The organism is Bradyrhizobium sp. USDA 4541, from assembly GCF_024171085.1.
GTDB lineage: Bacteria > Pseudomonadota > Alphaproteobacteria > Rhizobiales > Xanthobacteraceae > Bradyrhizobium > Bradyrhizobium australafricanum.
Window position 1 is genome coordinate 1,191,726 of record NZ_JALJZF010000001.1, and the last position, 24,011, is coordinate 1,215,736.

At 65.7% G+C, this 24,011-nt stretch carries 23 protein-coding genes; 19 read left to right on the plus strand and 4 right to left on the minus strand.

Annotation, left to right across the window (positions count from 1 at the left end; genetic code table 11):
• Nucleotides 1-172 precede the first annotated feature (172 nt).
• Nucleotides 173-496: a hypothetical protein gene (locus tag J2R80_RS05620; protein ID WP_057015316.1), complete on the minus strand. Its 324-nt coding sequence runs from the start codon at nucleotides 494-496 to the stop codon at nucleotides 173-175.
• Between the two features lie 345 nt (nucleotides 497-841).
• Between J2R80_RS05620 and J2R80_RS05625 the strand changes: the two genes are divergently transcribed.
• Together J2R80_RS05625 and J2R80_RS05630 are read left to right on the plus strand one after the other, a co-directional pair.
• Nucleotides 842-2,035 (plus strand): serine hydrolase, encoded by a 1,194-nt coding sequence (locus J2R80_RS05625; protein WP_253638159.1) that lies wholly within the window; start codon nucleotides 842-844, stop codon nucleotides 2,033-2,035.
• Nucleotides 2,036-2,324: 289 nt separating this feature from the next.
• Nucleotides 2,325-4,064 carry an AMP-binding protein gene (locus J2R80_RS05630; protein ID WP_375162556.1) on the plus strand — a complete coding sequence of 580 codons (1,740 nt, stop codon included), beginning with the start codon at nucleotides 2,325-2,327 and terminating at the stop codon, nucleotides 4,062-4,064.
• Nucleotides 4,065-4,234: 170 nt separating this feature from the next.
• Here the strand turns inward: J2R80_RS05630 and J2R80_RS05635 are convergent, their stop codons facing one another.
• Complete coding sequence (locus J2R80_RS05635; protein ID WP_076824515.1) at nucleotides 4,235-5,236, minus strand: adenosine kinase; 1,002 nt, start codon at nucleotides 5,234-5,236, stop codon at nucleotides 4,235-4,237.
• Between the two features lie 244 nt (nucleotides 5,237-5,480).
• Here J2R80_RS05635 and murJ point away from each other — a divergent pair, with 244 nt between their 5' ends.
• From murJ to J2R80_RS05715, 16 genes are all read left to right on the plus strand, one after another.
• Nucleotides 5,481-7,019, plus strand: coding sequence for a murein biosynthesis integral membrane protein MurJ (murJ, locus tag J2R80_RS05640; RefSeq protein ID WP_253638161.1), 1,539 nt, complete (start codon nucleotides 5,481-5,483; stop codon nucleotides 7,017-7,019).
• 65 nt (nucleotides 7,020-7,084) lie between these two features.
• Nucleotides 7,085-8,137, plus strand: coding sequence for a tryptophan--tRNA ligase (gene trpS / locus J2R80_RS05645; RefSeq protein ID WP_076824511.1), 1,053 nt, complete (start codon nucleotides 7,085-7,087; stop codon nucleotides 8,135-8,137).
• An 88-nt stretch (nucleotides 8,138-8,225) separates the two neighbouring features.
• Entirely contained in the window at nucleotides 8,226-8,720 is a 495-nt protein-coding gene (locus tag J2R80_RS05650) for a universal stress protein (protein WP_253638162.1), read from the plus strand.
• A 201-nt stretch (nucleotides 8,721-8,921) separates the two neighbouring features.
• Entirely contained in the window at nucleotides 8,922-9,491 is a 570-nt protein-coding gene (locus J2R80_RS05655) for a NifU family protein (protein WP_076824745.1), read from the plus strand.
• A gap of 88 nt (nucleotides 9,492-9,579) precedes the next feature.
• Entirely contained in the window at nucleotides 9,580-10,275 is a 696-nt protein-coding gene (gene tsaB / locus J2R80_RS05660) for a tRNA (adenosine(37)-N6)-threonylcarbamoyltransferase complex dimerization subunit type 1 TsaB (RefSeq protein WP_057015310.1), read from the plus strand.
• Nucleotides 10,272-10,757, plus strand: a complete 486-nt coding sequence (gene rimI, locus J2R80_RS05665) for a ribosomal protein S18-alanine N-acetyltransferase (RefSeq protein WP_057015309.1) — start codon at nucleotides 10,272-10,274, stop codon at nucleotides 10,755-10,757. Before tsaB ends, rimI begins: the two co-directional genes overlap by 4 nt.
• Before the next feature lie 77 nt (nucleotides 10,758-10,834).
• Nucleotides 10,835-11,287 carry a Fur family transcriptional regulator gene (locus J2R80_RS05670; protein WP_016840396.1) on the plus strand — a complete coding sequence of 151 codons (453 nt, stop codon included), beginning with the start codon at nucleotides 10,835-10,837 and terminating at the stop codon, nucleotides 11,285-11,287.
• A gap of 5 nt (nucleotides 11,288-11,292) precedes the next feature.
• A complete protein-coding gene (locus J2R80_RS05675) occupies nucleotides 11,293-11,973 on the plus strand; it encodes an HAD family hydrolase (RefSeq protein WP_057015308.1) in 681 nt (226 codons plus the stop codon).
• Nucleotides 11,974-12,177: 204 nt separating this feature from the next.
• Nucleotides 12,178-13,566 (plus strand): tRNA (N6-isopentenyl adenosine(37)-C2)-methylthiotransferase MiaB, encoded by a 1,389-nt coding sequence (gene miaB / locus J2R80_RS05680; RefSeq protein WP_253638163.1) that lies wholly within the window; start codon nucleotides 12,178-12,180, stop codon nucleotides 13,564-13,566.
• Nucleotides 13,567-13,571: 5 nt separating this feature from the next.
• Nucleotides 13,572-14,642 carry a PhoH family protein gene (locus J2R80_RS05685; RefSeq protein ID WP_077231173.1) on the plus strand — a complete coding sequence of 357 codons (1,071 nt, stop codon included), beginning with the start codon at nucleotides 13,572-13,574 and terminating at the stop codon, nucleotides 14,640-14,642.
• A 68-nt stretch (nucleotides 14,643-14,710) separates the two neighbouring features.
• Nucleotides 14,711-15,208 (plus strand): rRNA maturation RNase YbeY, encoded by a 498-nt coding sequence (gene ybeY, locus J2R80_RS05690; RefSeq protein WP_253638164.1) that lies wholly within the window; start codon nucleotides 14,711-14,713, stop codon nucleotides 15,206-15,208.
• Nucleotide 15,209: 1 nt separating this feature from the next.
• Nucleotides 15,210-16,322 (plus strand): hemolysin family protein, encoded by a 1,113-nt coding sequence (locus tag J2R80_RS05695; protein ID WP_076824743.1) that lies wholly within the window; start codon nucleotides 15,210-15,212, stop codon nucleotides 16,320-16,322.
• The gene (gene lnt / locus J2R80_RS05700; RefSeq protein WP_076824507.1) at nucleotides 16,319-17,932 is read left to right on the plus strand and encodes an apolipoprotein N-acyltransferase; all 1,614 of its coding nucleotides are present in this window, start codon (nucleotides 16,319-16,321) and stop codon (nucleotides 17,930-17,932) included. The genes J2R80_RS05695 and lnt overlap by 4 nt, the downstream gene beginning before the upstream one ends.
• Nucleotides 17,933-18,193: 261 nt before the next feature.
• Nucleotides 18,194-18,610 (plus strand): helix-turn-helix domain-containing protein, encoded by a 417-nt coding sequence (locus tag J2R80_RS05705; protein ID WP_028335515.1) that lies wholly within the window; start codon nucleotides 18,194-18,196, stop codon nucleotides 18,608-18,610.
• A 179-nt stretch (nucleotides 18,611-18,789) separates the two neighbouring features.
• The gene (locus tag J2R80_RS05710; protein WP_057015302.1) at nucleotides 18,790-19,914 is read left to right on the plus strand and encodes a M20 family metallopeptidase; all 1,125 of its coding nucleotides are present in this window, start codon (nucleotides 18,790-18,792) and stop codon (nucleotides 19,912-19,914) included.
• Nucleotides 19,911-20,651, plus strand: coding sequence for a tRNA (guanine(46)-N(7))-methyltransferase TrmB (locus J2R80_RS05715; protein ID WP_253638165.1), 741 nt, complete (start codon nucleotides 19,911-19,913; stop codon nucleotides 20,649-20,651). Before J2R80_RS05710 ends, J2R80_RS05715 begins: the two co-directional genes overlap by 4 nt.
• Before the next feature lie 90 nt (nucleotides 20,652-20,741).
• Here J2R80_RS05715 and J2R80_RS05720 read toward each other — a convergent pair whose 3' ends face one another.
• Both J2R80_RS05720 and J2R80_RS05725 read right to left on the minus strand, forming a co-directional pair.
• Nucleotides 20,742-21,584, minus strand: coding sequence for a phytanoyl-CoA dioxygenase family protein (locus J2R80_RS05720; RefSeq protein WP_168856641.1), 843 nt, complete (start codon nucleotides 21,582-21,584; stop codon nucleotides 20,742-20,744).
• Between the two features lie 217 nt (nucleotides 21,585-21,801).
• A complete protein-coding gene (locus tag J2R80_RS05725; protein ID WP_057015299.1) occupies nucleotides 21,802-22,872 on the minus strand; it encodes a DUF2336 domain-containing protein in 1,071 nt (356 codons plus the stop codon).
• Between the two features lie 347 nt (nucleotides 22,873-23,219).
• On the opposite strand from J2R80_RS05725, the gene rimP reads away from it, so the two are divergent.
• A complete protein-coding gene (gene rimP, locus J2R80_RS05730) occupies nucleotides 23,220-24,008 on the plus strand; it encodes a ribosome maturation factor RimP (RefSeq protein WP_057015298.1) in 789 nt (262 codons plus the stop codon).
• The last annotated feature ends 3 nt before the right edge of the window (nucleotides 24,009-24,011 follow it).

Sequence of the window (24,011 nt, forward strand, 5' to 3'; positions counted from 1 at the left end):
GATGCACCGGCGCCGGGCGCGACCCTGCTTGGACGCAAACGCGGCGCGATTGTTGGAGGGTTGTCATTCCGGGGCGGCTCTAAGAGCCGAACTCGGAATCTCGAGATTCTCGGTGCGCAGTTGCGCACCTGAGGGTTCGATGCTGCGCATCGCCCCGGAATGACGGCTCTGATCAGACCGCGCCGCCGGACATATAGGTTTCACGACGCCCGATCATGCGCTCGGCCGCGGCCTTGGCGTCCGCCTTGGTCGAGGTCGCGCAGGTCCGGTATTCGAGGTCGGCCTGCGCCCGCGCATCGCGGCGGCCGAACCAGGATTTGGCGCCGGTCTGCAGCAGCGCCAGCGCCCGCGCGACATTCGCGACGGCCTCGAACGAGTGCAGTGCGCCGGTACCTGCGTAGCGGACTTCGTAGAGACCTGGGCTGATCGGCGCTTCGATATTCTCGCCGCGGCCCGGCCGCGGATAGCGCTTCCATTCACTCCATGTCGAAATCATTGCTGCGCCCCCGCAAGGCGGGAAATGACGAATCTTTTCGTCAAATCCGGTCCAATCCGCCGCACCGTTTGTGCAGCGATCTGAATGCGTTAATGCAAATAATCAGGTACGAAAATCATTCCTTGATCACGTTACCGTGGCCACCCGCGAAGGTCACCGGGACTTGCTCGAAGTCCCCTGCAAAATCTGCGCGCGTGGTGAACGCCTCCCGACCAAGGCCGTTCCTGGCGGCCGGCCTTCACGACATCGCGACGTCGTCGCATCGCGCCCGCCTTGCGGGAGCGGAAAAGCGGGAGGATGATCCGCCCACTTCAAAACAATAAACCCCACCGGAGGAAGCCCCCAATGCAGAGCAAGGCTCAGATCGATCAGGTATTGCGCCAGAAAAGCGAGGCAAAGGAAATTCCCGGCGTGGTCGCCATCGCGGCCACCGGCAAGGACGTGATTTATGAAGGCGCGTTCGGCAAGCGCGACCTCTCCAAGAGCGATCCCATGACGGCGGACAGCGTGTTCTGGATCGCCTCGATGACCAAGGCGGTGACTTCGGCGGGCGCGATGCAGCTCGTCGAGCAGGGCAAGCTCTCGCTCGATGAGCCGATCGGCAAGCTGTTGCCCGATCTCGCCGCGGTGCAGGTGCTCGACGGCTTCGACGCCAAGGGCGAACCGCAGCTGCGGCCGGCGAAAAAGCCGATCACGCTGCGCCAGCTCATGACCCACACCGCCGGCTTCGCCTACGACATGTGGGACGGCAACCTCGGCAAATATCTGGAAAAGACCGGCACGCCCGGCATCATCACCTGCCTGAATGCCGCGCTGAAGACGCCGATCATGACCGATCCCGGCACGCGCTGGGAATACGGCACCAATATCGACTTCGTCGGCAAAGCGGTGGAGGCCGCATCCGGCAAGAAGCTCGATGCCTATCTGCGCGACAACGTGTTCGCGCCGCTCGGCATGAGCGACACCGCCTTCAAGATCTCCGACGACATGCGCAAGCGGCTGGTCGGCATGCATGCCCGCGGCGAGGACGGCACGCTGGCGGCAATCCCGTTCGAGCTCGAGCAGAATCCTGAATTCCACATGGGTGGCGGCGGCCTGTATTCGACCGCGGCCGACTACATCAAGTTCTGCCAGATGATCCTCAACAAGGGCAAAGGCAACGGCAACCAGGTGCTGAAGGCCGAGACGGTCGCGACCATGGGGCAGAATCATATCGGCGAGCTCACCGTCGGCAAGATGACGACGGCCTTGCCGATGTACACCAACGATGTCGATCTCTATCCCGACATCGTCAAGAAATGGGGACTGAGCTTCCTCATCAACACCGCCAAGACGCCGGAAGGCCGCAGCGCCGGCAGCCTCGCCTGGGCGGGCCTTGCCAACACCTATTACTGGATCGATCCGTCGCGCGACGTCTGCGGCGTGATCCTGACCCAGCTGTTGCCGTTCGCCGACAAGCACAGCCTGGAAGCCTTCGCAGGCTTCGAGAAGGGCATCTATGCCGGGCTCGACGCCGGCAGCGGGCAGCGGGCAGCGTAAGGCTCGATGAGATAAGTCGTACCAACCGTGACGGGACTCCTCTCCCTCTCCCCGTTCTTACGGGGAGAGGGTTGGGGTGAGGGGCTGCTTCCGCGCAGACGGTCGCAATTGGACTCGCAGAGACTCCCCCTCACCCGGATCGCATCTTCGATGCGATCCGACCTCTCCCCGCACGCGGGGCGAGGTGAAGCGGAACCCGTCGCCGCCACAATCGAAAACCATACCCGCCATAGGTCGGGCCTGTCCCATCGGCGCCAAACGACTAAGATCGCGCAAAAAGCGTGACGACATGAACACGACCACGAGGAGGACGAGCTTGGCACCCACACCCAAGGGAGACAGCAAGGCAGACAGCTATGTCTGCGGCATTTCCGATACGCCGCTGCTCGGTGAAACCATCGGCCGCAGCCTCGACCGCGCACGGGCGCGCTGGGGCACGCGCGAGGCGCTGGTCTCGCCCAGCCACAATGTGCGCTGGACCTGGAACGAGTTCGCCGAGCGCGTCGGTGCCTTGGCGGCGGGCTTCATCGCGCTCGGGCTGCAACGCGGCGAGCGGATCGGGATCTGGTCGCTGAACCGGCCGGAATGGACGCTAACGCAATTCGCCGCCGCGAAAGCCGGACTGATCCTCGTCACCATCAATCCGGCCTATCGCCTCAGCGAGTTGGAATTCGCGCTCGGCAAGGTCGGCTGCGCCGCGATCGTGACCGCGACCGCATTCAAGACCTCGGCCTATATGGAGATGCTGAACACGCTGCTGCCCGAGCTTGCGAGCTCCGAGCCCGGCCATCTGCGCTCGGCGCGGCTGCCGCAACTGCGCGCCGTGATCCAGATCGGCGGACCGGCGGCGCCGGGCACCATTCCGTTCGATGCGGTATCGCAGATGGGCGGCGATCGCCATCGCGAGCAGCTTGCGGCGCTCGGCGAGAGCCTGCAATTCGACGATCCGGTCAATATTCAATTTACGAGCGGCACCACCGGCTCGCCCAAGGGCGTGACGCTGACCCATCACAACATCCTCAACAACGGCTACTTCACCGGCCTCGCCATGCGGCTGACCGAAGCGGACCGCATCTGCATTCCGGTGCCGCTCTATCACTGCTTCGGCATGGTAATGGGCAACCTCGCCTCGGTCACGCTCGGCACCACCATGGTCTATCCCGGCGAAGGTTTTGATCCGCTGGCGACGCTGACCACGGTCGCGCAGGAGAGATGCACGACGCTGTACGGCGTGCCGACCATGTTCATCGCCGAGCTTGACCATCCCGACTTCGCGCGCTTCGATTTGTCGTCGCTGCGCACCGGCATCATGGCCGGCGCGCCCTGCCCGATCGAGGTGATGAAGCGCGTCAACACCGAGATGAACATGCGCGAGGTGACGATCGCCTATGGGATGACCGAAACCAGCCCGGTGAGTTTCCAGAGCGCGACCGACGATCCCTTGGAGCGCCGCGTCTCCACCGTCGGCCGCATCCATCCGCATGTCGAGGTCAAGGTCGTCGATCTCGACGGCAAGGTGGTGCCGCGCGGCGAACGCGGCGAGCTCTGCACCCGCGGCTACAGCATCATGCTCGGCTATTGGGAAGAGAAGGAGAAGACATCAGACGTGCTCGACGCCAATGGCTGGATGCACACCGGCGATCTCGCCGTGATCGACGACGAGGGCTACTGCAACATCGTCGGCCGCATCAAGGACATGGTGATCCGCGGCGGCGAGAACCTCTATCCGAGGGAGATCGAGGAATTCCTCTACCGCCATCCGAAGATCCAGGACGTGCAGATCTTCGGCGTCGCCGACGAGCGCTATGGCGAGGAGCTGTGCGCCTGGGTCAGGATCAGGCAGGGTGAAACGCTCACCGCCGACGAGGTCCGCGCCTTCTGCCATGGCCAGATCGCCCACAACAAGATCCCGCGCTATGTCGAGTTCGTCGAGGAATTCCCGATGACGGTGACGGGGAAAATCCAGAAGTTCGTGATGCGCGACGCGGTCGAGCAGCGGCTCGGGCTCAAGGCGGCGAAGACGGCGTGATCTCTCTTCTCCCTCGCCCCGCTCTTGCGGGGAGAGGGTCGGGGTGAGGGGCCGCCTCCGCAAACTGGATGAAGATGAGTACGCGGAGATTCCCCCTCACCCGGATCGCATCTTGCGATGCGATCCGGCCTCTCCCCGCAGGCGGGGCGAGGCGAGAAAGAGCGGCGCCCTTAAACCAGCAGCCCCTGCTGCTTCGCCAGATCCTGCAGCGACACCAGCGGCCGGGCGCCGATGTGCTGGATCACTTCGGCGGCGGCGAGCGCGCCGAGCCGGCCGGCATTCTCATGGCCGACATTGCGCACGAGACCGACCAGGAAGCCGGCGGCGAACAGATCGCCGGCGCCGGTGGTGTCGACCAGCCTGTCGATCGGCGAGGCGGGCGCCGAGACGACGCTGTCGCCTGATATCACGACGCAGCCCTTCTCGCTGCGGGTGACGACGCCGAGCTTGGTGTCCTTGCCGAACTGCTTCAGCGCGGTGTCGAAATCCGAGGTCTGGTACAGCGAGTGCAGCTCGGACTCGTTGGCGAATACCAGATCCACCACGCCCTTGCGCATCAGATCGACGAACTCGTCGCGGTAGCGATCGACGCAGAACGAATCCGACAGCGTCAGCGCGACCTGGCGGCCTGCGCCATGCGCGATGTCAGCCGCCTTCACGAACGCGTCCTTGGCGTTCTTCGGATCCCAGAGATAGCCCTCGAGATAGATGATGCTGGCGGCTGCGATCTGGTTCGGATCGATATCGTCCGGCGTCAGATCCTGCGCGGCCCCGAGATAGGTGTTCATGGTGCGCTCGCCGTCCGGCGTCACCAGGATGTAGGAGCAGCCGGTGGCCGGTCCGGTCCTGGCCGGCGCGGTGTCGAACGCCACGCCGGCGGCGCGGATATCATGGACGTAAAGCTTGCCGATCTGGTCGTCCTTGACCTTGCCGACATAGGCGGCGCGGGCACCGAGACTGCCGACGCCGACGATGGTGTTGGCAGCCGAGCCGCCCGACATCTCGGTCGCCACGCCCATGTCGCCGTAGATCGCGGTGGCGCGCGCCTCGTCGATCAGTTGCATCGAGCCCTTGGTCATGCCGTGACGGGCAAGGAACCCCTCGTCGGTCTGCACCAGCACGTCGAAGATCGCGTTACCGATCCCAAGAACGTCGTATTTTGCATCAGCCATAGACCTGCCCTGTGTTAACGCCACCCAACAAGAGTGGCGGCCTATCACGTTACGCCTCGGGGCAGCAAGCGAAGCTGAACCTGCCTGTTCCCCGTCATCCTGAGGAGCGCGCAGCGCGTCTCGAAGGATGAACGGCCCGGCTCCGGCCGATTCATCCTTCGAGGCTCGCTTCGCTCGCATCTCAGGATGACGGGTTTAAGACGGCACCACTGGAAGCTATACCTGCTACTGCTATACAAGCCTCATGTTCCGCTCCTTCCTCACGGTCTCCTCGGGAACGCTGGCCTCGCGACTGCTCGGCTTCGTGCGCGATTCCGCGATCGCGGCGCTGCTGGGCGCGGGACCGGTGGCGGATGCCTTCCTGGCGGCATTCCAGCTTGTGAATGTTGTGCGACGGCTGTTGTCCGAGGGCGGACTGAATGCCGCCCTGGTGCCGGCCTGGCTGAAGGCACGCGATGCCGGCGGCTTGGAGGCGGCAACCGCCTTTGCCGGCCGCGTGCTCGGCACCGTCAGCGCCGCGGTGATCGCATCCGCGCTCGTCATCGGCCTGCTGATGCCGCTGGTGATCGCGGCGATCGCGCCGGGTTTTGTCGGCCGCGACACGCTGCAATTCGCCGTCGACGATGCAAGGCTGATGCTGCCCTATCTCGCCTTCGCCGGCCCGGTCACCGTGATGATGGCGCTGCTCAGCGCCCAGGGGCGCTTCACGCTGACCGCGTTCTCGCCGCTGTTGTTCAACATCGCGCTGATATCGGTGATGGCCGTGCTGCTGGTGCGGCAGCAGGAGCCGGCGCAGGCCGCGATTGTCATGGCGGCAACGATCGGCATCGCCGGCTTCCTGCAACTGTCGATGCTGGCGCTGCGCGGCGCAAGGCTCGCCTCGCCGCTCCGCGTGTCCTTCGATCCTGACATGCGCGGCTTTCTCGGCCGCGCGATCCCCGGCATGGTCGCGAGTAGCGCGCCGCAATGGCTGATGGTGGCAGGCGCGGTGATCGCATCGACCTCGCCGTCGGCGGTGTCCTGGCTCTATTTCGCCAACCGCCTGCTCGAGCTGCCGCTCGGCATTGTCGGCGTCGCCATGGGCACCGTGCTGATCCCGGAGATGACGCGCGCCGTGCGCAGCGGCGAATCCAGCGCAATCGCGCATGCGGAATCACGTGCCCTCGAGCTCGCGGTCGGGCTGGCGCTGCCGGCGACGCTCGGCCTGATGGTGCTGAGCGAACCGATCGTGCGGATGCTGTTCGAGCACGGCGCGTTCGCCGCCCAGGATAGCGCGGCAACCGCGCAAGCCTTGATCTGGCTGACGCTGGCCTTGCCGGCGCATGTGCTGGTGAAGGCGCTGTCGCCGGCATTCTTTGCGCGCGAGGACACGCTGACGCCGCTGCTCGCGACGCTGAAGGCGGTCGTGGTGACGATCGCGGCGGCCTTTCTGCTCGGGCAGATCTTCGGTGCGAGCGGAATTGCCGCAGGCATCGCGCTCGGCGCCTGGAGCAACGCACTGGCACTGATCCGCAAGGGGGCCGCGACCTTCGGCTTCTCGATCGACGCCGATGCGCGCCGCCGGCTGCCACGCATCCTGGCCGCGGCGCTCGCGATGGGCGCCCTGCTCTGGCTCGCGGAGGGCGGGCTGCCGTCAGCCGGCAGCCACGGTTTCGTGCAAGCAGGGTCCCTGCTCGTGCTGATCGCGGCAGGTATCGCCGCTTACGGGCTGTTCTTGCAGCTTTTCGGCGTCACCGGCTGGCGCGAGGCGGTTAACGCCGTCAGGCAAAGGCGCCCCGCCTGACTTGCGCGCGCGGAGCTTAAGTGGCAAACGACGCGGCAAAACTAGCCATTTCCGGGAATTAGACCATGGCGTTCGTTGAACGGGTTTTCTCAGGCGTCCAGCCGACGGGCAATCTGCACCTCGGCAACTACCTCGGCGCCATCGTCAACTTCGTGAAGATGCAGCAGACCCACAACTGCATCTATTGCGTCGTCGACATGCATGCGATCACGCAGGGCGTCGAGGTCTGGGGCGGCCCGGCCGAGCTCGCCCGCAACACCCGCGAGGTCACCGCGGCCTTCATCGCCGCCGGCATCGATGCCAAGAAGCACATCGTGTTCAACCAGAGCCAGATCGCCGGCCATGCCGAGCTGACCTGGATCTTCAACTGCGTCGCGCGGATCGGCTGGCTGAACCGCATGACGCAGTTCAAGGAGAAGGCAGGCAAGGACCGCGAGAACGCCTCGGTCGGCCTCTACGACTATCCGGTGCTGATGGCCGCCGACATCCTGCTCTACCGCGCGACCCATGTGCCGGTCGGCGAGGACCAGAAGCAGCATCTGGAGCTGTCCCGCGACATCGCGCAGAAGTTCAACAACGATTTCGCTGATTCAATTCGTGGTCATGGTTTCGCCGACGGCCTGTTCTTCCCGCAGCCCGAGCCGCTGATCACGGGGCCCGCGACGCGGGTGATGAGCCTGCGCGACGGCACCAAGAAGATGTCGAAGTCGGATGCGTCGGACAATTCGCGCATCAACCTCACCGACGACGCCGACACCATCGCGCAGAAGATCCGCAAGGCGAAGACCGATCCGGAGCCGCTGCCGTCGGAGGAAAAGGGCCTGGAGACGCGCCCCGAGGCCGACAACCTGGTCGGCATCTACGCGGCGCTGGCCGGCATCTCCAAGCAGGAGGTGCTGACGCAGTTCGGCGGCGGGCAGTTCTCCAGCTTCAAGAACGCGCTGGTCGAGGTTTGCGTCGCGAAACTGGCGCCGATCGCCTCCGAGATGAAGAAGCTGGTCGCCGATCCCGGCCATGTCGACGCGGTCCTCGCCGACGGCGCCAACCGCGCCCGCGGCATCGCCGACGAGACCATGCGCATCACCAAGGACATCGTCGGCTTCATCCGCCCGCGCTGACGCGCGAGGCAGGAACTGCGCGCTCCCTCTCCCAAACGGCGAGGGAGTATGGCACCATGGGTTGGTTTGGTTCAGCACCGGGACATGCATGACCACCCAGCGACGCAGCTACGAGTCAGGTCACAAGCCGAAATGCCTCGTCATCGTTGACGACACTGCGGAATGGGACCGCGCGGTCTACTACGCCAGCCGGTGGGCGATCCGGGTCGGCGGCGGCGTCGTGATGCTGCGGGTGATCGAGACCGAGGACCAGAACCAGCAATGGCTCGGGGTCGCCGACATCATGCGCGCGGAGGCGGAGGAGGCCGCCAACGAGGCGCTCGACCGCGCCGCCGGCCGCGCCAACGGCATCGCCGCGATCACCCCGGAGCGGGTGATTCGCGAGGGCGAGCCGATCGAACAGATCCTCGACGTGATCGACAAGGACGTCGATATCGCAGCGCTGGTGCTGGCCGCCAACCCGGGCGCCGAGGGGCCCGGGCCGATCATCACCACCATGGCCAAGACCATGGGGGCATTCCCGATCCCGGTAACCATCGTGCCGGGCGGCCTGACCGACGCCGAGATCGACGCCCTGTCCTAACGCGTTACCGGCGCCGGACCCGCTTCCGGGCATGGGTATGCGCCTGGAACCGCGGTTTTGCGGCTTGATCGCGGGCTTTTTAGTTGCCATCTGACTCCTTGATTTGACGCGTTTTCTTCGCGAACCGGTGTCACTTCGCTCGAAAACGCTATAATGGAACCCAACGCGCCGGCCTTGAACCGGCGACGCCGGAGACAGCAGATGTTCATTCAGACCGAAGCCACGCCGAATCCCGCCACGCTGAAATTCATTCCGGGCCGCACGGTGCTCGACAGCGGGACGATGGAATTTTCCTCGCCCGAATCCGCCGCGCGCTCGCCGCTCGCCGAACGGCTGTTCGCCGTATCCGGCGTCACCGGCGTGTTCTACGGCGGCGACTTCATCACCGTGACCAAGGCGGACGGCGACTGGCAGCACCTCAAACCCGCGATCCTCGGCGCGATCATGGAGCACTACATGTCCGGCGCGCCGCTGCTCGCCGACGGCACCGCCGGCAGCGACGACGCCCGCGATGAGGAGGACGAGTTCTTCGACGAGGCCGACGCCGAGACGGTCGAGCAGATCAAGGACCTGATCGAGACCCGCGTGCGTCCCGCGGTTGCCAATGACGGCGGCGACATCACCTTCCGCGGCTTCAAGGACGGCATCGTCTACCTCAACATGAAGGGCTCCTGCGCCGGCTGCCCGTCATCGACCGCAACCCTGCAACACGGCATCCAGAACCTGCTCCGGCACTTCGTGCCCGACGTGCAGGAAGTCCGGCCGATGTGATGGAGCGGCGAATGGCGAGTGGCGAATCGCGAATAGCATTCTCCGCAAGACCCCTGTTCGCCATTCCCTATTCGCTATTCGCCCTCCCATGATGATTCTCGCCATCGATACGGCGCTCGACGCCTGCTCCGCGGCGGTGCTCGACACCACCTCCGGCAATACAATCGCCATTGAATCGCGGGCGATGCAGCGCGGCCATGCCGAGGCGCTGATGCCGCTGATCGCTCGGGTGATGAAAGAGAGCGGCATCGGCTTCGCCGGGCTCGACCGCATCGCCGTCACCACCGGCCCCGGCAGTTTCACGGGCCTGCGCGTCGGCCTCTCGGCGGCGCGCGGCCTGGCGCTGGCCGCAGAAAAGCCGGTGGTCGGACTGTCGACGCTCGCCGCCTACGCCGCGCCTGTCGTCGCCGAGAATGGCGCGGCTGCGATCCTGTCGGCGATCGATGCGCGGCATGATCACGTCTATTTCCAGCTGGTCGGCGGCGACGGCAGTCCGATCATCAAGCCGAAGGTGGCGCCGATCGCGGAAGCGCTCGAGGCCTCCCAACACGGCGCGCTGCATCTGGTCGGCAACGCCGCCAATATCCTCGCCGAGCGCTGGCCCGCCGACGCCGCACCGCCGGTCAAGGTCGACCGGCAGCCCGCGCCCGATATTACCTGGGTCGCCTGGATCGGCGCGGCCGTGGATCCTGAAACCGCGCCGCCGCGGCCGTTCTATCTGCGCGCGCCCGACGCCAAGCCGCCGAAGGACCGGCTCGAAATCAGCACGCCGCGATCGACATGATCGGTTGGCTGTCACGATGGTGGGGCGGCGGTCCGCCCGCGGTCGAGCCCGCATCGCTGCGCGACGCGGCGCGACTCGCGCAATTGCACGGCGCGTCGTTTCATCGCGGCTGGGGCGAGGGCGAATTCGAGGCGATGCTGACCGAGCGCAACACGCTGGTGCACCGGCTGCGGCAGGGACGCAAGGTGATCGGCTTTGCCGTCTCGCGGATGGCGGCGGACGAAGCCGAAATTCTGTCGATTGCGATCGATTCCAATCAGCGCGGCCGCGGGCTGTCGCGCGATCTGCTGCTGACCCATCTCGGCCATCTTGCCGGCCGCGGCATCCGCACCATCTTCCTCGAGGTGGAAGAGAACAATCAGCCGGCGCGACGGCTCTATGAAAAGGCCGGATTCGGCGTGATCGGCCGCCGCGAACGCTACTACAAGCAGCCCGGCGGGGAACATTTGAACGCGCTTCTGATGCGGCGCGACTTGTCGTAACATCGGCGCGATGGCAGAACAGCGCCCTGCTCTGCCATCCAAGGCTCAAGGGCTGGCCAAGGACCTGCCAAGGACCCATGACGACGGTGAAAATCACGCCTGCGCAGAAGAATACCGGCATCGAGGCGCGCTGCGCCGCGACCGGCATGCGCATGACCGAACAGCGCCGTGTGATCGCACGCGTGCTGGCGGAGGCCATGGATCACCCTGACGTCGAGGAGCTCTACCGCCGCTGCGTGGCGGTCGACGACAAGATCTCGATCTCGACCGTCTACCGCACCGTCAAGCTGTTCGAGGATGCCGGCATCATCGAGCGCCACGACTTCCGCGAGGGCCGCGCGCGCTACGAGCAGATGCCCGAGAGCCATCACGACCACCTGATCAATCTGCGCGACGGCAAGGTGATCGAGTTCACCTCCGAAGAGATCGAGAAGCTGCAGGCCGAGATCGCGCGCAAGCTCGGCTACAAGCTGGTCGATCACCGTCTCGAGCTGTATTGCGTCCCGCTCGACGAAGACAGCAAGTCGTAAGCCGGGTGAGTTTCGACCTCGTCATCTTCGATTGCGACGGCGTGCTGGTCGACAGCGAGGTGATCTCCTGTCGCGCGCATGCGGAGACGCTGACGCGGCACGGCTTTCCGATTACACCCGACGGCGTGCTGAAGCGCTTCCTCGGCGTGTCCGACCGCGAGGCGCGGCGGATCGTCGAGAGCGAGATCGGCCGCGCGCTGCCCGAGACCTTCGAGGCCGAGGTCAAGCACGCGACGCTGAGCTTCTATGCCGACGATCTCAGCGCGATCGCGCATGTCGGCGAGGCGATCGCCGCGCTCGGCTTACCGAAATGCGTGGCGTCGAGCGGCACGCCGGAAAAGATCCATCACGGCTTGACCTGCGCCGGGCTCTACGACCAGCTCGCGCCGCATATTTTCTCCGCCACCCAGGTCAAGCGCGGCAAGCCGGCGCCCGATCTCTTCCTGTTCGCGGCGGCGCAGATGGGCGCCACCCCCGCGCGTTGCGTCGTGATCGAGGACAGCGTGGCCGGCGTCACCGGCGCCCGCGCCGCCGGGATGACCGTGCTCGGTTTTTACGGCGGCAGCCACTGCACGGCGGAACATGAGGGGATGCTGCGCCAGGCCGGCGCGGCCGTCACCTTCGCCGATATGCGGAAATTGCCCGATTTGATCGCCCGGGTGGGGGCCACGGCGAGCGCTGACTGACCCTGCGAGGTCATTCCGGGGCGCGACCGAAGGGAGCGAACCCGGAATCTCGAGATTCCCCGATGCGCAATTGCGCACCGGAGGTTCGATGCTGACGCATCGCCCCGGAATGACGTCCAGACCGCTGGATTTTCCCCGGTTTAAGCTATATTTCAGCCTCGGCGCCCCGATGGCGCCGTTTCCATTTTTCACTCTCAGGGTTCCATGACGACGCCGCGCAAGCTGCACATCAAGTCCTATGGCTGCCAGATGAATGTCTACGATGCGCAACGCATGGCGGACACGCTGGCCGGCGAGGGCTTTGTCGAGACCGCGAGCGCCGAAGACGCCGACCTCGTCATCCTCAACACTTGCCACATTCGCGAGAAGGCGTCGGAGAAAGTCTATTCCGAGCTCGGGCGGCTGCGCGTCGCCAAGGACGAGGCCGCGCGGGCGGGCCGCGAGATGAAGATCGCGGTCGCCGGCTGCGTCGCGCAGGCCGAAGGCGCAGAGATCATCCATCGCGCGCCGACCGTCGACATCGTGGTCGGGCCGCAGAGCTATCATCATCTGCCCGAGCTGTTGAAGCGCGCCAAGGCAAACGGCCGCGCGCTGGAAACGGAATTCCCGGTCGAGGACAAGTTCGGCTTCCTGCCGCAGCCGAAGCCGGATGCGATCCGCGCCCGCGGCATCTCCGCCTTCGTCACGGTGCAGGAAGGTTGCGACAAGTTCTGCACCTTCTGCGTGGTGCCCTACACGCGCGGCGCGGAAGTCTCGCGTCCGGTCGCCAGGATCATCGACGATGTGAAGCAGCTCGCCGACAATGGCGTGCGCGAATTCACGCTGGTCGGACAGAACGTCAACGCCTATCACGGCGAAGGTCCCGACGGCCGCGTCTGGCCGCTCGGCAAATTGTTGCAGCGGCTGGCCACAATTCCCGGCGTCATGCGGCTGCGCTATTCGACCAGCCATCCGCGCGACGTCGACGACGCCCTGATTGCGGCACATCGCGATTTGCCCGAACTGATGCCGTTCGTGCACCTGCCGGTGCAATCCGGGGCGGACCGGATCCTTGCCGCCATGAACCGCAAACATACCGCCGATGACTACCGGCGCGTCATCGACCGGTTCCGCGCCGCGCGGCAAGACATTGCTTTTTCATCAGATTTTATCGTGGGCTTCCCCGGAGAGACCGCGGAAGAATTTTCAGCCACCCTCGCGCTTGTCACGCAAATCGGGTACGCTGCGGCGTATTCATTCAAGTATTCGCCACGGCCGGGCACGCCGGCGGCGGAGATGCGGGAGACAGTGTCAGCAGCCGAGATGGACGAGCGCTTGGGGCGGCTTCAGGAATTGATCGACAGCCAGCAATCGGCCTTCAACCGGGCTGCGATTGGCACAACGGTCGATGTGCTGTTCGAGCGCGCCGCGCGCAATCCGGGCCAGATCGTCGGCCGCACCGCCTATCTGCAGCCCGCCCATGTGATGGCATCGCCCGACATCATCGGCCAGGTCCTCCCGGTGAGGATCGACAGCCTCGAGCGCTACAGCCTGATCGGCGAGCTCGCGACGCGACCCGTGCCCGGCCTCATTTCGCAGACCATTGGAGCCTGAAATCCTTGCCCAAAAGCGCATCGGATTCGTCTTCGCTCGCTCCCAGCCGCAAACCTGACCGCGACATGCAAATGCCACCTGAGACCCGGCCCCCTGAAACTCAGGTCGTCATCGATTTCGACGACAACCGCGCGGCATCCGCGCTGGTCGGCCCCTACGGACAGAATCTGGCGCTGATCGAGCGGCGGCTCGGCGTCGTGGTCGATTCCCGCGGCAATCATCTCACCATCGCAGGCTCCCGCGACGGCTGCGACGCGGCGCGGCGCGTGCTGGAGACGCTCTACGCGCAGGCCGTCGAAGGACACGACCTCGATCAGGGCGAGGTCGAAGGCGCGATCCGCGCCGTGATCGCACAGGGCTCGCTGTTCGAATTCGACAACAAGACCGCCAAGCCGACCTTCGAGACCATCAATCTGCGCAAGCGTCCGGTGCGCGCCCGCACCGCGGCGCAGGATTCCTACATCCGCGCCCTGAAGCGGCATGAGCTGGTGTTCGGCATCGGCCCGGCCGGCACCGGCAAGACCTGGCTCGCGGTAGCCCATGCCGCGCAGCTGTTCGAGCGCAAGGAGGTCGATCGCATCATCCTGACGCGGCCCGCTGTCGAGGCCGGCGAGCGGCTCGGCTTCCTGCCCGGCGACCTCAAGGAGAAGGTCGATCCGTATCTGCGCCCGATCTATGACGCGCTATACGATCTGATGGACGCCCGCGTCGTCGAGCGCGCGCTGCAGGGCAACGAGATCGAGATCGCCCCGCTCGCCTTCATGCGCGGCCGCACCCTGACCAATGCCGCCATCATCCTCGACGAGGCGCAGAACACCACGACGATGCAGATGAAGATGTTCCTGACGCGTCTCGGCGAGAACAGCCGGATGATCGTCACCGGCGACCCGTCGCAGGTCGACCTGCCGCATGGCCAGGCCTCGGGCCTCACGGAAGCCGTGAAGCTGCTCGACGGCGTCGAGGGCATCGCCCAGGTGCATTTCAAGGCCGAGGACGTCATCCGCCATGAATTGGTGGCGCGCATCGTGGCCGCCTATGAGGGATTGCCGCAAAAGCCGGCAAACGCCAGATCTTGAGACCAATAGCTTCGGCCGCGAGCCCGCACGATGCGGGATCCGGCCATAACGCAGATTTTGAAACCAACGTGTCCGCTTTTCCTGCCACCGAGGTTCTCGTCACCGCCGAATGCTGGCAGGCCGAGCCCAATGCCGACGCGGTGATCCACCGCGCCATCGAGGCTGCCGCTGAAATCGCCGATGCCGATGTCGCCGACGCCGAGCTTGCGGTGATGCTGACCGACGATGCCGGTATCCGCACGCTGAACGCCAACTGGCGCAGCATCGACAAGCCGACCAACGTGCTGTCGTTCCCGGCGCTGCAGCCCGAAGGCGCCGGCGGACCCGACGATGCCCCGCGCATGCTCGGCGATATCGCGATCGCCTATGAGACGACTCGGCGGGAAGCCGATGAAGAAGGGAAACCGTTCGACCATCATTTGAGCCATCTCGCGGTGCATAGCTTCCTGCACCTGATCGGTTACGACCACAAGAACGATGACGATGCCGAGGACATGGAGGCGCTCGAGCGCGAGGTCCTCTCTTCCCTCGGCATTCCCGACCCCTATGCGGATCGGACCGCCTGACATGCCGGATTCCGAACCGACCCACGACAACCCGCGCAACGTGAGCAACCTGCCCGCCGTGGTGCATGAGGGCGAGGTGCAGCGCCCGGCGGCCGAGGGCTGGCTGGTGCGCGCGATCCGCACCCTGTTCGGCTGGAAGGCCGGCTCGGTGCGCGACGATTTGCAGGTGGTGCTCGACGCCTCGACGCCCGACGATGTCGGCTTCTCGGCGATCGAGCGCACCATGCTGCGCAACATCCTGTCGCTGAACGAGCGGCGGATCGCCGACGTCATGGTGCATCGCGCCGACATCGTCGCGGTCAAGCGCGACATTCCGCTCGGCGAATTGATGAGCCTGTTCGAGAGCGCGGCGCATTCGCGGCTCGTCGTCTACAACGAAACCCTCGACGACCCCGAGGGCATGGTGCACATCCGCGACCTGCTCGCCTTCATGACCGCGAGAGCCCGCGTCACCGACGCGACCAAGACGAAGCGCAAGAAGCCGTTCCCGGCGGGGCTCGATCTGCGCAGCGTCGATCTCGCGCTGCCGCTGTCGGAAGCCAACATCATCCGCAAGCTGCTCTATATCCCGCCGTCGATGCGCGCGATCGACCTGCTGGCGCAGATGCAGGCCTCGCGGATCCATCTCGCTTTGGTGGTCGACGAATATGGCGGCACCGACGGACTGGTGTCGATCGAGGATATCGTCGAGCAGATCGTCGGCGAGATCGACGACGAGCACGATTCCGACGAGCCGCCGTCCATCGTGCGCCAGCCGGACAGCTCCTTCATCGCCGATGCGCGCGCCAGCCTCGACGATGTCCGCTCGGTGATCGGCGAGGATTTCGTGATCGGCGACGCTGGCGAGGAGGTCGAGACGCTCGGCGGTTACCTCGTATCGTTCGTCGGACGCCTGCCGGTGCGCGGCGAGGTGATTTCGGGACCCGGCAATTACGAGGTCGAGGTGCTCGACGCCGATCCGCGGCGGGTCAAGCGCGTGCGCATCAGCGCGCGCAAGGAACGGCCGACGCCGCGCAAGGAGCGCGAGCGGCGCCGCGAGCAGGCGCCGGACTCCGGAAACCCGCAGGCGAATGACAACCTGCCGCCGCCCGGCGAGGGAGCCGGTCCGCAGTGAGGCTGTCCGACAAGCTCCGATCGATCGGCCTTGCAATCATCCTGACCTGGGGATGGAAACGCGCCGTCCTCGCGCTCGCGGCCGGCGCGCTGTCTGCGCTGGCGATGGCGCCGTTCAACGCCTGGCCGGTTCTGTTTCTCACCTTTTCCATCGCGGTCTGGCTGATCGACGGCAGCGCGGCCGGCCGCTGGCGCGGTCTGCCTGCCGCGGCGCTGTCCGGCTTCTGGTTCGGCCTCGGCTATTTCGTGCCGGGACTGTACTGGATCGGCTACGCCTTCTTCGTCGATGCGGACACCTTCGCCTGGCTGACGCCGTTCGCGGTGCTCGGCCTGCCTGCCTATCTCGCTTTGTTCACCGCGTTCGGCTTCGCGCTGGCGCGGCTGATCTGGCCGCGCGACGCCTCGCGCGTGCTGGCGCTCGCGGTCAGCCTGACGATTTCGGAATGGCTGCGCGGCCATCTCCTCAGCGGCTTTCCGTGGAATGCGTTCGGCTACGCACTGACCGAGCCGCTGGCGCTGGCGCAGACCGCGTCGCTGATCGGGCTCTGGGGCATGACGTTCCTGGCCGTCGCGATCTTCGCAAGTCCGGCCGTGTTGATCGATGGCGCCTCGCGCGGCCGCAAGCCGTGGCGCGCGCCGGTGGCCGCGGTGCTGGTTCTGGCGGCGATGCTGGCGTTCGGCGTGGTCCGCCTCGCGCAGCAGCCGACCAGGTTGGTCGACGGCGTCAAGCTGCGCATCATGCAGCCCGATCTGCAGCAGGACGCCAAGTTCAACTACTCCGCCAAGGCGGCGGTGATGCAGAAATATCTCACCCTGTCGGATCGCGCCTCCGGGCCGCACGCCACCGGCGTGAAGGATGCCACCATCCTGATCTGGCCGGAATCCGCGTTTCCGTTCTTCCTGACCAAGGAAGCCGACGCGATGGCGCAGATCGCCGACCTGCTGCCGAAGGGAACCGTGCTGATCACCGGCTCGGTGCGCGCGCCCGATCTGCCGCCCGGCGTCCGCGTGACGCGCGCCTATAATTCCATCTACGTCATCGACCACGACGGCAACGTGCTTGCGGTCTACGACAAGCTGCATCTTGTCCCGTTCGGAGAATATCTGCCGTTCCAGGACTGGATGGAGAAGCTCGGCTTCGTGCAGCTCACCAAGGTGCAGGGCGGCTACATTCCCGGCACGATTCGCCGGACGCTCGATATTCCGAATGCACCGCGCGCCCTGCCGCTAATCTGCTACGAGGCGATTTTTCCCGGCAATGTCGTGAGCCGCGACGACCGTCCCGGCTGGATCGTCAATGTCACCAATGACGGATGGTTCGGAATCTCGACCGGCCCTTACCAGCACCTGCAACAGGCCCGGCTGCGCACCATCGAGGAAGGCCTGCCGATGGTCCGCGCCGCCAACACGGGCATCTCGGCCGTGATCGACCCGGTTGGCCGGATCGTTGCACAACTCGGGCTCGGCATCGAAGGCGTGCTCGATGCCGGCCTGCCGGCGGCCATCGCGCCGACGATCTATGCGCGTGTCGGGAACGTCCCCGCCGCTGTGATTGTGATCACAGCCCTGGCGTTCGTGTTGCGGCGGCGGTTTGTGAGGCGAAAACCCTGACGGCTGCATATCGCCGGTTGTCGCGAACCCGAAAAAACGTCGAAATTTACCTCAGTATGATTCCACCAGTTGACAGATCGACCGTGCACTTCGCATTGTACGGGTCCACGCGAAATCACAAGCCAAGTCAGCCCCTTTGCGCAAATTGTCCGCATTTCGTCCCGATCCTCCTTGCAGGATTTGACGGCACCGGCGCCTGAGGCATACTCCACTTCCAACTTGCCTCATCCACGGGCGCGCAATCCCTTAGGAGAGTTGGAGATGTCCACCAAAGCGCCCAATCCTGTTGACAAATATGTCGGCAGCCGCGTCCGTATGCGACGCATCATGCTCGGCATGAGCCAGGAGAAACTGGGCGAGGCGCTAGGCCTGACGTTCCAGCAGGTGCAGAAATACGAGAAGGGCACCAACCGCGTCGGCGCCAGCCGGCTGCAGCAGATCTCCGAAATCCTGCAGGTGCCGGTCTCCTTCCTGTTCGACGGCGGCCCGAGCGGGGTCAAGACCGCCGACGGCTTCAGCGAGGGTGCCTCGCCGACCTACGTCTCCGATTTTCTGGCAACCGCCGAGGGCCTGGCCCTGACCCGCGCCTTCACGCGGATTGCGGACGCCAAGCTCCGCCGCAGCATCGTCGAACTTGTCGAGCAGATCGCGGCGCGCGAGGCGGCCGAGCAGGCCTGATTCAGCCATATCCGTTTGAGAGATCGTCAAATCTGGAATATGCCATTCCGGCGCGCGCCAACGCGATGAGCTCAGCTTGAGCATCATCGCGCTTGAGCGCCTCCTTTGAGCATGATTCCTGATCGTGCTTCGGCGCGTGCGCGCAATGACAAAGCGAACTCACAGGCGACGACAACAGCATGTCCAGCAATCCGTTCGAAACCGCCGTGATTCTCGACGGCATCCGCCGCTGGGTCGAGATCGAATCTCCGACCGAGCGGCCCGATCAGGTCAACAAGCTGGCTGATCTCGTCGCGTCGGGCTATCGCGACCTGCCGGCCACGGTGGAGCGCATTGCGGGACGCGACGGCTGCGGCGACCACCTGGTGACGCGCTCGTCCTGGGGCCAGGACGCGCCGGGCATCCTGGTGCTGAGCCATCTCGACACAGTTCATCCGATGGGATTCATCGAACGGTTACCATTCAAGGTCGACGGCGACAGCGCCTTCGGCCCCGGCATCTACGACATGAAGGGCGGAGCCTACCTCGCCCATCATGCGTTCAGGCAGGTCTGCGCCGACGGCGCGCGCCCGCCGCTCGGCATCACCCAGCTCTACGTATCGGACGAGGAGATCGGCAGCCCGACCTCGCGGGCGCTGATCGAGGCCGAGGGCCGCAAGGCGAAATACGTGCTGGTGACCGAGCCGGCGCGCGACGGCGGCAAGATCGTCACCGGACGCAAGGGCGTTGCGCGTTTCGACGTGTTCATCAAGGGCGCGCCGGCCCATGCCGGCACGCGCCCCGAGGACGGCCGCAGCGCGATCCGGGAGCTCGGCAATGTGATCCAGGCGCTGGAGGCGATGAACGACCTGAAGCGCGGCGTCACCGTCAATGTCGGCGTCGTCCGCGGCGGCACCAAGCCGAACGTGATCGCCGAGGAGGCCTATGCGGAAGTCGACATGCGCGTGCCGACGATGGCCGACGCCGACGAGCTGGTGCCGAGGATCCTCGGAATCACCTCACGCACCGAGGGCGTCAGCGTGAAGATATCGGGCGAATTGAACCGTCCGCCCTATGAGAAAAGCAACGCCGGCGCCGCGCTCTACGAGCACGCCAAGGGGCTGGCCGCCGAGCTCGGCTTCGAGCTGGTGGATGTGTTCACCGGTGGCGGCTCCGACGGCAATTTCACCGCGCCACACACGGCGACCCTCGACGGCCTCGGCGTCGACGGCAAGGGCGCGCATACCCATTACGAGCAGCTCTACATCTCGTCGATCGAGCCGCGCGCGCGGCTGCTCCACCGTCTCTATCAAACGCTGCGATGACACCGGCTCCAGGCGACCGCAGCGATCGCGATTCCCCCGACGACGGCGCGATGGCGCATGCGCGCGGCTCGTTCTTCGGACGGCGCAAGGGCCACAAGCTGCGCCCGCATCAGGCCGACCTGATCGACACTCTGCTGCCGCATCTGGCGGTCGACATCTCGGCGCCCGCGCCCGAGGCGCTGACCGAGTTGTTCGATGACGGCATCGAGAATGTCAGGCTCGAGATCGGCTTCGGCGGCGGCGAGCATCTGATCGCGGAGGCACAGGCCTTTCCGGCCACGGGCTTCATCGGCTGCGAGCCCTATGTCAACGGCATGGCGAAGATCCTGACTCAGATCGAGGCGCTGAATATCGGCAATATCCGCCTGTTCGCCGGCGACGCGGCCGAACTGCTGGCCTGGGCGCCGACGCGTTCGCTTGCGCGCATCGACCTGATCCATCCCGATCCCTGGCCGAAGCGGCGGCACTGGAAGCGGCGCTTCGTGCAGGATGCGACGGTCGCTGCGATGACACGATTGCTGCCGCCGGGCGGCGAATTCCGCTTCGTCAGCGACATCGACGACTATTGCGCCTGGACGCTGGCGCATCTGATGCGCTCGCCCGACTTCGCCTGGCTCGCCGAGCGCGCGATCGACTGGCAGCAGCCGTGGCCGAACTACACAATGACGCGCTACGGCGCCAAGGCCGAGCGCGAAGGGCGCAAGGCGGCGTATTTGAGGTTCAAGCGCTTGCCTTGACGCCGTCATTCCGGGGCGTGCGAAGCACGAACCCGGAATCTCGAGGTTCCGGGTTCAATGCTTCGCATCGCCCCGGAATGACGGATATCTTCACGCCTGCCCCGCCAGCCGCGCCTTCCTGACGTCGGTCGCCTCCCACACCATCCGCTTGCCGCGCTCGCGGCCGAGCAGCTCGATCGGATCGTGATTGTCGATGTGGCCGAACTGGCCCTTGTAGACGCTGTAGCCACACAATTCCTGCAGCCGGCGCGGAAAGCGGGCTGCGGTCTCGCGCGGAATGCCGAGCTGCAGGTTCTCCTGCTGCCGCATCCAGCCCCAGCAATAGGCGCAGGAGAAGGCAAAGCGCCTGGCGTCGCTGCTGTTGGCGCCGCCGCCATGCCACAGCGCGCTGTCGAACAGCATCACGCTGCCGGCCGGCATGGTCGCGGTGACCGCGTCGTACTCCTTGCCGTATTCGGGCGACGAATCGAATTTGTGGCTGCGCGGGATGATCCGCGTCGCGCCGTTATCTTCGCGGAAATCGGACAGCGCCCAGATCGCATTGATCGTGATCGGAATGTGCGGCCGCGGCAACGGGATCAATTGGGTGTCTTCGTGAATCGGCTGCGCTTCCTGGCCGGGCCCGAGCACCAGCGAGCAGAACGACGAGAGCAGGCATTCCCTGTCCAGCACGCGTTCGACCACCGGCAGCACGTTGTCATGCAGCGGCACCTCCCAGAACAGATCGTCATAGGTCAGGAGGTTGTTGATGCGCAGCGTCTTGAAGCCTTCGAACGACGTCCTGGCAGGTGCGAGATTGTGCTCGCTCTCGATTCTCAGCACCGCCGCCTTCAACCCCTCGACCAGATCGGGCGAGGCGGCGCGCTCGATCACGGTGTATCCGTCGTCGCGGATCCGCGCGGCGTGCGTTTGGATGTCGGCGTCCGTCAGCATGGCAATCTCCCCGTTGGCGCTGTGTCGCGCCTTGCGGAAAGCATAGCGGAACGATTTTGGGTTTGGGAAGTGTGCACGGTGATCCGTCATGCTGAGGAGGCCGCAAAGCGGCCGTCTCGAAGCACGACGGCCCGGCTGCAACAGCGTGGCCGTGCATCCTTCGAGACGCGGCTGCGGCGCTCCTCAGGATGACGGAGCCAAGAGCAGTTAGCGTGAACTAGCGCGACTTCCAGAACTCCACGACGCGCTGCGCCGTCGAGGGCATCAGGCGCACGAAATTCACCCGCGCACCTTCGATATCGGCAGGAGACGGCACGCGGTTCGGCCCGAGCCGCATCAGGATCAGGGCGCGCACGGTCGGCCATTCGAAGCCGATCGTCTTGCTGGCGATCAGGATCGGATCGTAACGGTCGCCGGAGATCAGGCGATCGAGCGTGACGATTTTCACGCCGGCCATCGCGGCGAGCGCCGCCACGCATTCCTCATATTTGAAGGCCTTTGCGAAGCCGGCCACCGCGGCCTCGTTCAATTCGCCGGCGCGATGCAGTGCCAGGATGACGCGCTGCGCGGCCGTGAAATCGCGGCCCTCGACCTGAACGATCACGCCCTCGATCTCGGTCATCGCCAGCTTGATCTCGGCCTGGCGTTCCGGCTTGGCGACGGCATGCAGACGGCGGCGGATCACGTCGATCGAGCCGGCGAGCAGGCCCTTCAGATGCTCGGGCGGAAGATCATCGCGGCGGCCGATCCGCAGCGTCAGCACGCCGTCCTGGCTGGCGCGTTGCACGAGCGTCGTGAAGGAGGCGTCCGAGAACGCCGCGCCCGCATTGCCGGCCGCGCATCGGATGACGTCGCGATCGCCGCGTCGGACGAGGACGTCGGTCAGCGCAGTCGAGAGCTTCGATCGCTCGGCCATCGCGAGCAGATGGCCCTGGCCCTTGGCATTGGCGATCTCGACCAGCACCTTTTCGTCAATCACCGGCGATCGGCGCAGCAGCGGCCCCGCGATCGCGACCTCGTCGTCGCGGGCGAGCTGCCCGACCAGATGCCGCGGCGCATTGGCGAGCAGCGCGAGCCGTTCGGCGAGATCGACCCGCGCAGCAAGCTCGGCATGCGGGACCAGGCTGGTCAGCACCCCGTCGAACAGGTCGATATGGTCGGGACGGAAGCTCGCGGCGCCCTGCAGGAACAGCTCGCCGAGCCGCCGCGCGGCCTCGGCGCGGCGCTTGGGGTCGCCGCGGCGAACGATATCGTCGAGTTCCGGGATCAGCGCAGGGGCTGTCGTCATGGGCCTTGTCCAACCGGCGACTTCTGCCGATTTTCGGCAATCTATGGTCCCGTTCGTAAACGGAGGGTTAGATCAATCCGGCATCCGGAGAGCCGTAAAATCGCCTCCCGCCGGACCCGAGGGCCTTGCCGGACCCGGGCAAAAGAGCTATATCCGGCGCAACTTATGGTATCTCATACGATCGCGTAGGAGAGTGGGCCCCCCGGGACCCGCTCTTTTTTATTACCTGACGGGACCCAACGAGGCCGGGTCCGGTTTGGGTAGCGTTAGCGGCCCCTTAAGGCCACCTGAACAACACAACAGACCTCAGCAGCCTTTAAGACCCTAGACAGCCTTTGACACTGGATATGACCGAACCGACCGCCACGTCCGTGGACACCGAACTGCTCGCCGAGCCGCGTCTCGTCGTCGAGCCCGGGGTTGCGGCGCGCATCGCCGCGGTCGCGGTCCCGGTGCTGCAGGGCATGGGCTATCGCCTGGTGCGCATCAAGGTCTCGGGCGATGCCGGCTGCACCGTGCAGATCATGGCGGAGCGACCCGACGGCTCGATGCAGCTCGAGGATTGCGAGGCGATCTCGCGCGCGCTGTCGCCGGTGCTCGATGTCGCCGACCCGATCGAGCGTGCCTACCGGCTGGAAATCTCGTCGCCCGGCATCGACCGCCCGCTGGTGCGCCGCTCCGACTTCGAGCGCTACACCGGGCATCTCGTGAAGATCGAGATGGCGGTGGCGCATCAGGGCCGCAAGCGGTTTCGCGGCGTGCTTGCCGGCGTCGAGGGCGATGCGGTGCGCATCAGGCGCGACGATCCGCGTCCGGACGAGGACGCCGAGGTTCTCCTGGTGATGGAGGACATCTCGGACGCGCGGCTGGTGCTGACCGACGAATTGATCGAGGAATCGATGCGCCGCGGCAAGGCCGCCGAGCGCGAGCTGCGCCGCGAGCTCGGCCTCGCGCCGCCGCAACCGGCCCACGCCAAGAAGAGCGATCCGGCGAAGAGCCAGAAGCCGAAACCCAAGCCTGGTGATAAGCCTGCTCACAAGCCCGGCAAGAAACCGGCTCCGACTAACACCAAAAAGCACCGCCTGGCGGCCGAGCGCGCGCGCCGTGGCGAGATCGATCCATCCGAAGGAGACTAAGCC

Bases quoted from the DNA above. Each gene is read 5' to 3' on its own strand.
- J2R80_RS05620 (WP_057015316.1), bottom strand. From the start codon at position 496: ATGATTTCGACATGGAGTGAATGGAAGCGCTATCCGCGGCCGGGCCGC.
- J2R80_RS05720 (WP_168856641.1), bottom strand. From the start codon at position 21,584: ATGCTGACGGACGCCGACATCCAAACGCACGCCGCGCGGATCCGCGAC.
- J2R80_RS05710 (WP_057015302.1), top strand. From the start codon at position 18,790: ATGTCCAGCAATCCGTTCGAAACCGCCGTGATTCTCGACGGCATCCGC.
- tsaB (WP_057015310.1), top strand. From the start codon at position 9,580: ATGATGATTCTCGCCATCGATACGGCGCTCGACGCCTGCTCCGCGGCG.
- J2R80_RS05625 (WP_253638159.1), top strand. From the start codon at position 842: ATGCAGAGCAAGGCTCAGATCGATCAGGTATTGCGCCAGAAAAGCGAG.
- rimI (WP_057015309.1), top strand. From the start codon at position 10,272: ATGATCGGTTGGCTGTCACGATGGTGGGGCGGCGGTCCGCCCGCGGTC.
- miaB (WP_253638163.1), top strand. From the start codon at position 12,178: ATGACGACGCCGCGCAAGCTGCACATCAAGTCCTATGGCTGCCAGATG.
- trpS (WP_076824511.1), top strand. From the start codon at position 7,085: ATGGCGTTCGTTGAACGGGTTTTCTCAGGCGTCCAGCCGACGGGCAAT.
- J2R80_RS05635 (WP_076824515.1), bottom strand. From the start codon at position 5,236: ATGGCTGATGCAAAATACGACGTTCTTGGGATCGGTAACGCGATCTTC.
- rimP (WP_057015298.1), top strand. From the start codon at position 23,220: ATGACCGAACCGACCGCCACGTCCGTGGACACCGAACTGCTCGCCGAG.
- J2R80_RS05715 (WP_253638165.1), top strand. From the start codon at position 19,911: ATGACACCGGCTCCAGGCGACCGCAGCGATCGCGATTCCCCCGACGAC.
- J2R80_RS05705 (WP_028335515.1), top strand. From the start codon at position 18,194: ATGTCCACCAAAGCGCCCAATCCTGTTGACAAATATGTCGGCAGCCGC.
- J2R80_RS05725 (WP_057015299.1), bottom strand. From the start codon at position 22,872: ATGACGACAGCCCCTGCGCTGATCCCGGAACTCGACGATATCGTTCGC.
- J2R80_RS05650 (WP_253638162.1), top strand. From the start codon at position 8,226: ATGACCACCCAGCGACGCAGCTACGAGTCAGGTCACAAGCCGAAATGC.
- J2R80_RS05695 (WP_076824743.1), top strand. From the start codon at position 15,210: ATGCCGGATTCCGAACCGACCCACGACAACCCGCGCAACGTGAGCAAC.
- murJ (WP_253638161.1), top strand. From the start codon at position 5,481: ATGTTCCGCTCCTTCCTCACGGTCTCCTCGGGAACGCTGGCCTCGCGA.
- J2R80_RS05670 (WP_016840396.1), top strand. From the start codon at position 10,835: ATGACGACGGTGAAAATCACGCCTGCGCAGAAGAATACCGGCATCGAG.
- J2R80_RS05630 (WP_375162556.1), top strand. From the start codon at position 2,325: ATGAACACGACCACGAGGAGGACGAGCTTGGCACCCACACCCAAGGGA.
- J2R80_RS05655 (WP_076824745.1), top strand. From the start codon at position 8,922: ATGTTCATTCAGACCGAAGCCACGCCGAATCCCGCCACGCTGAAATTC.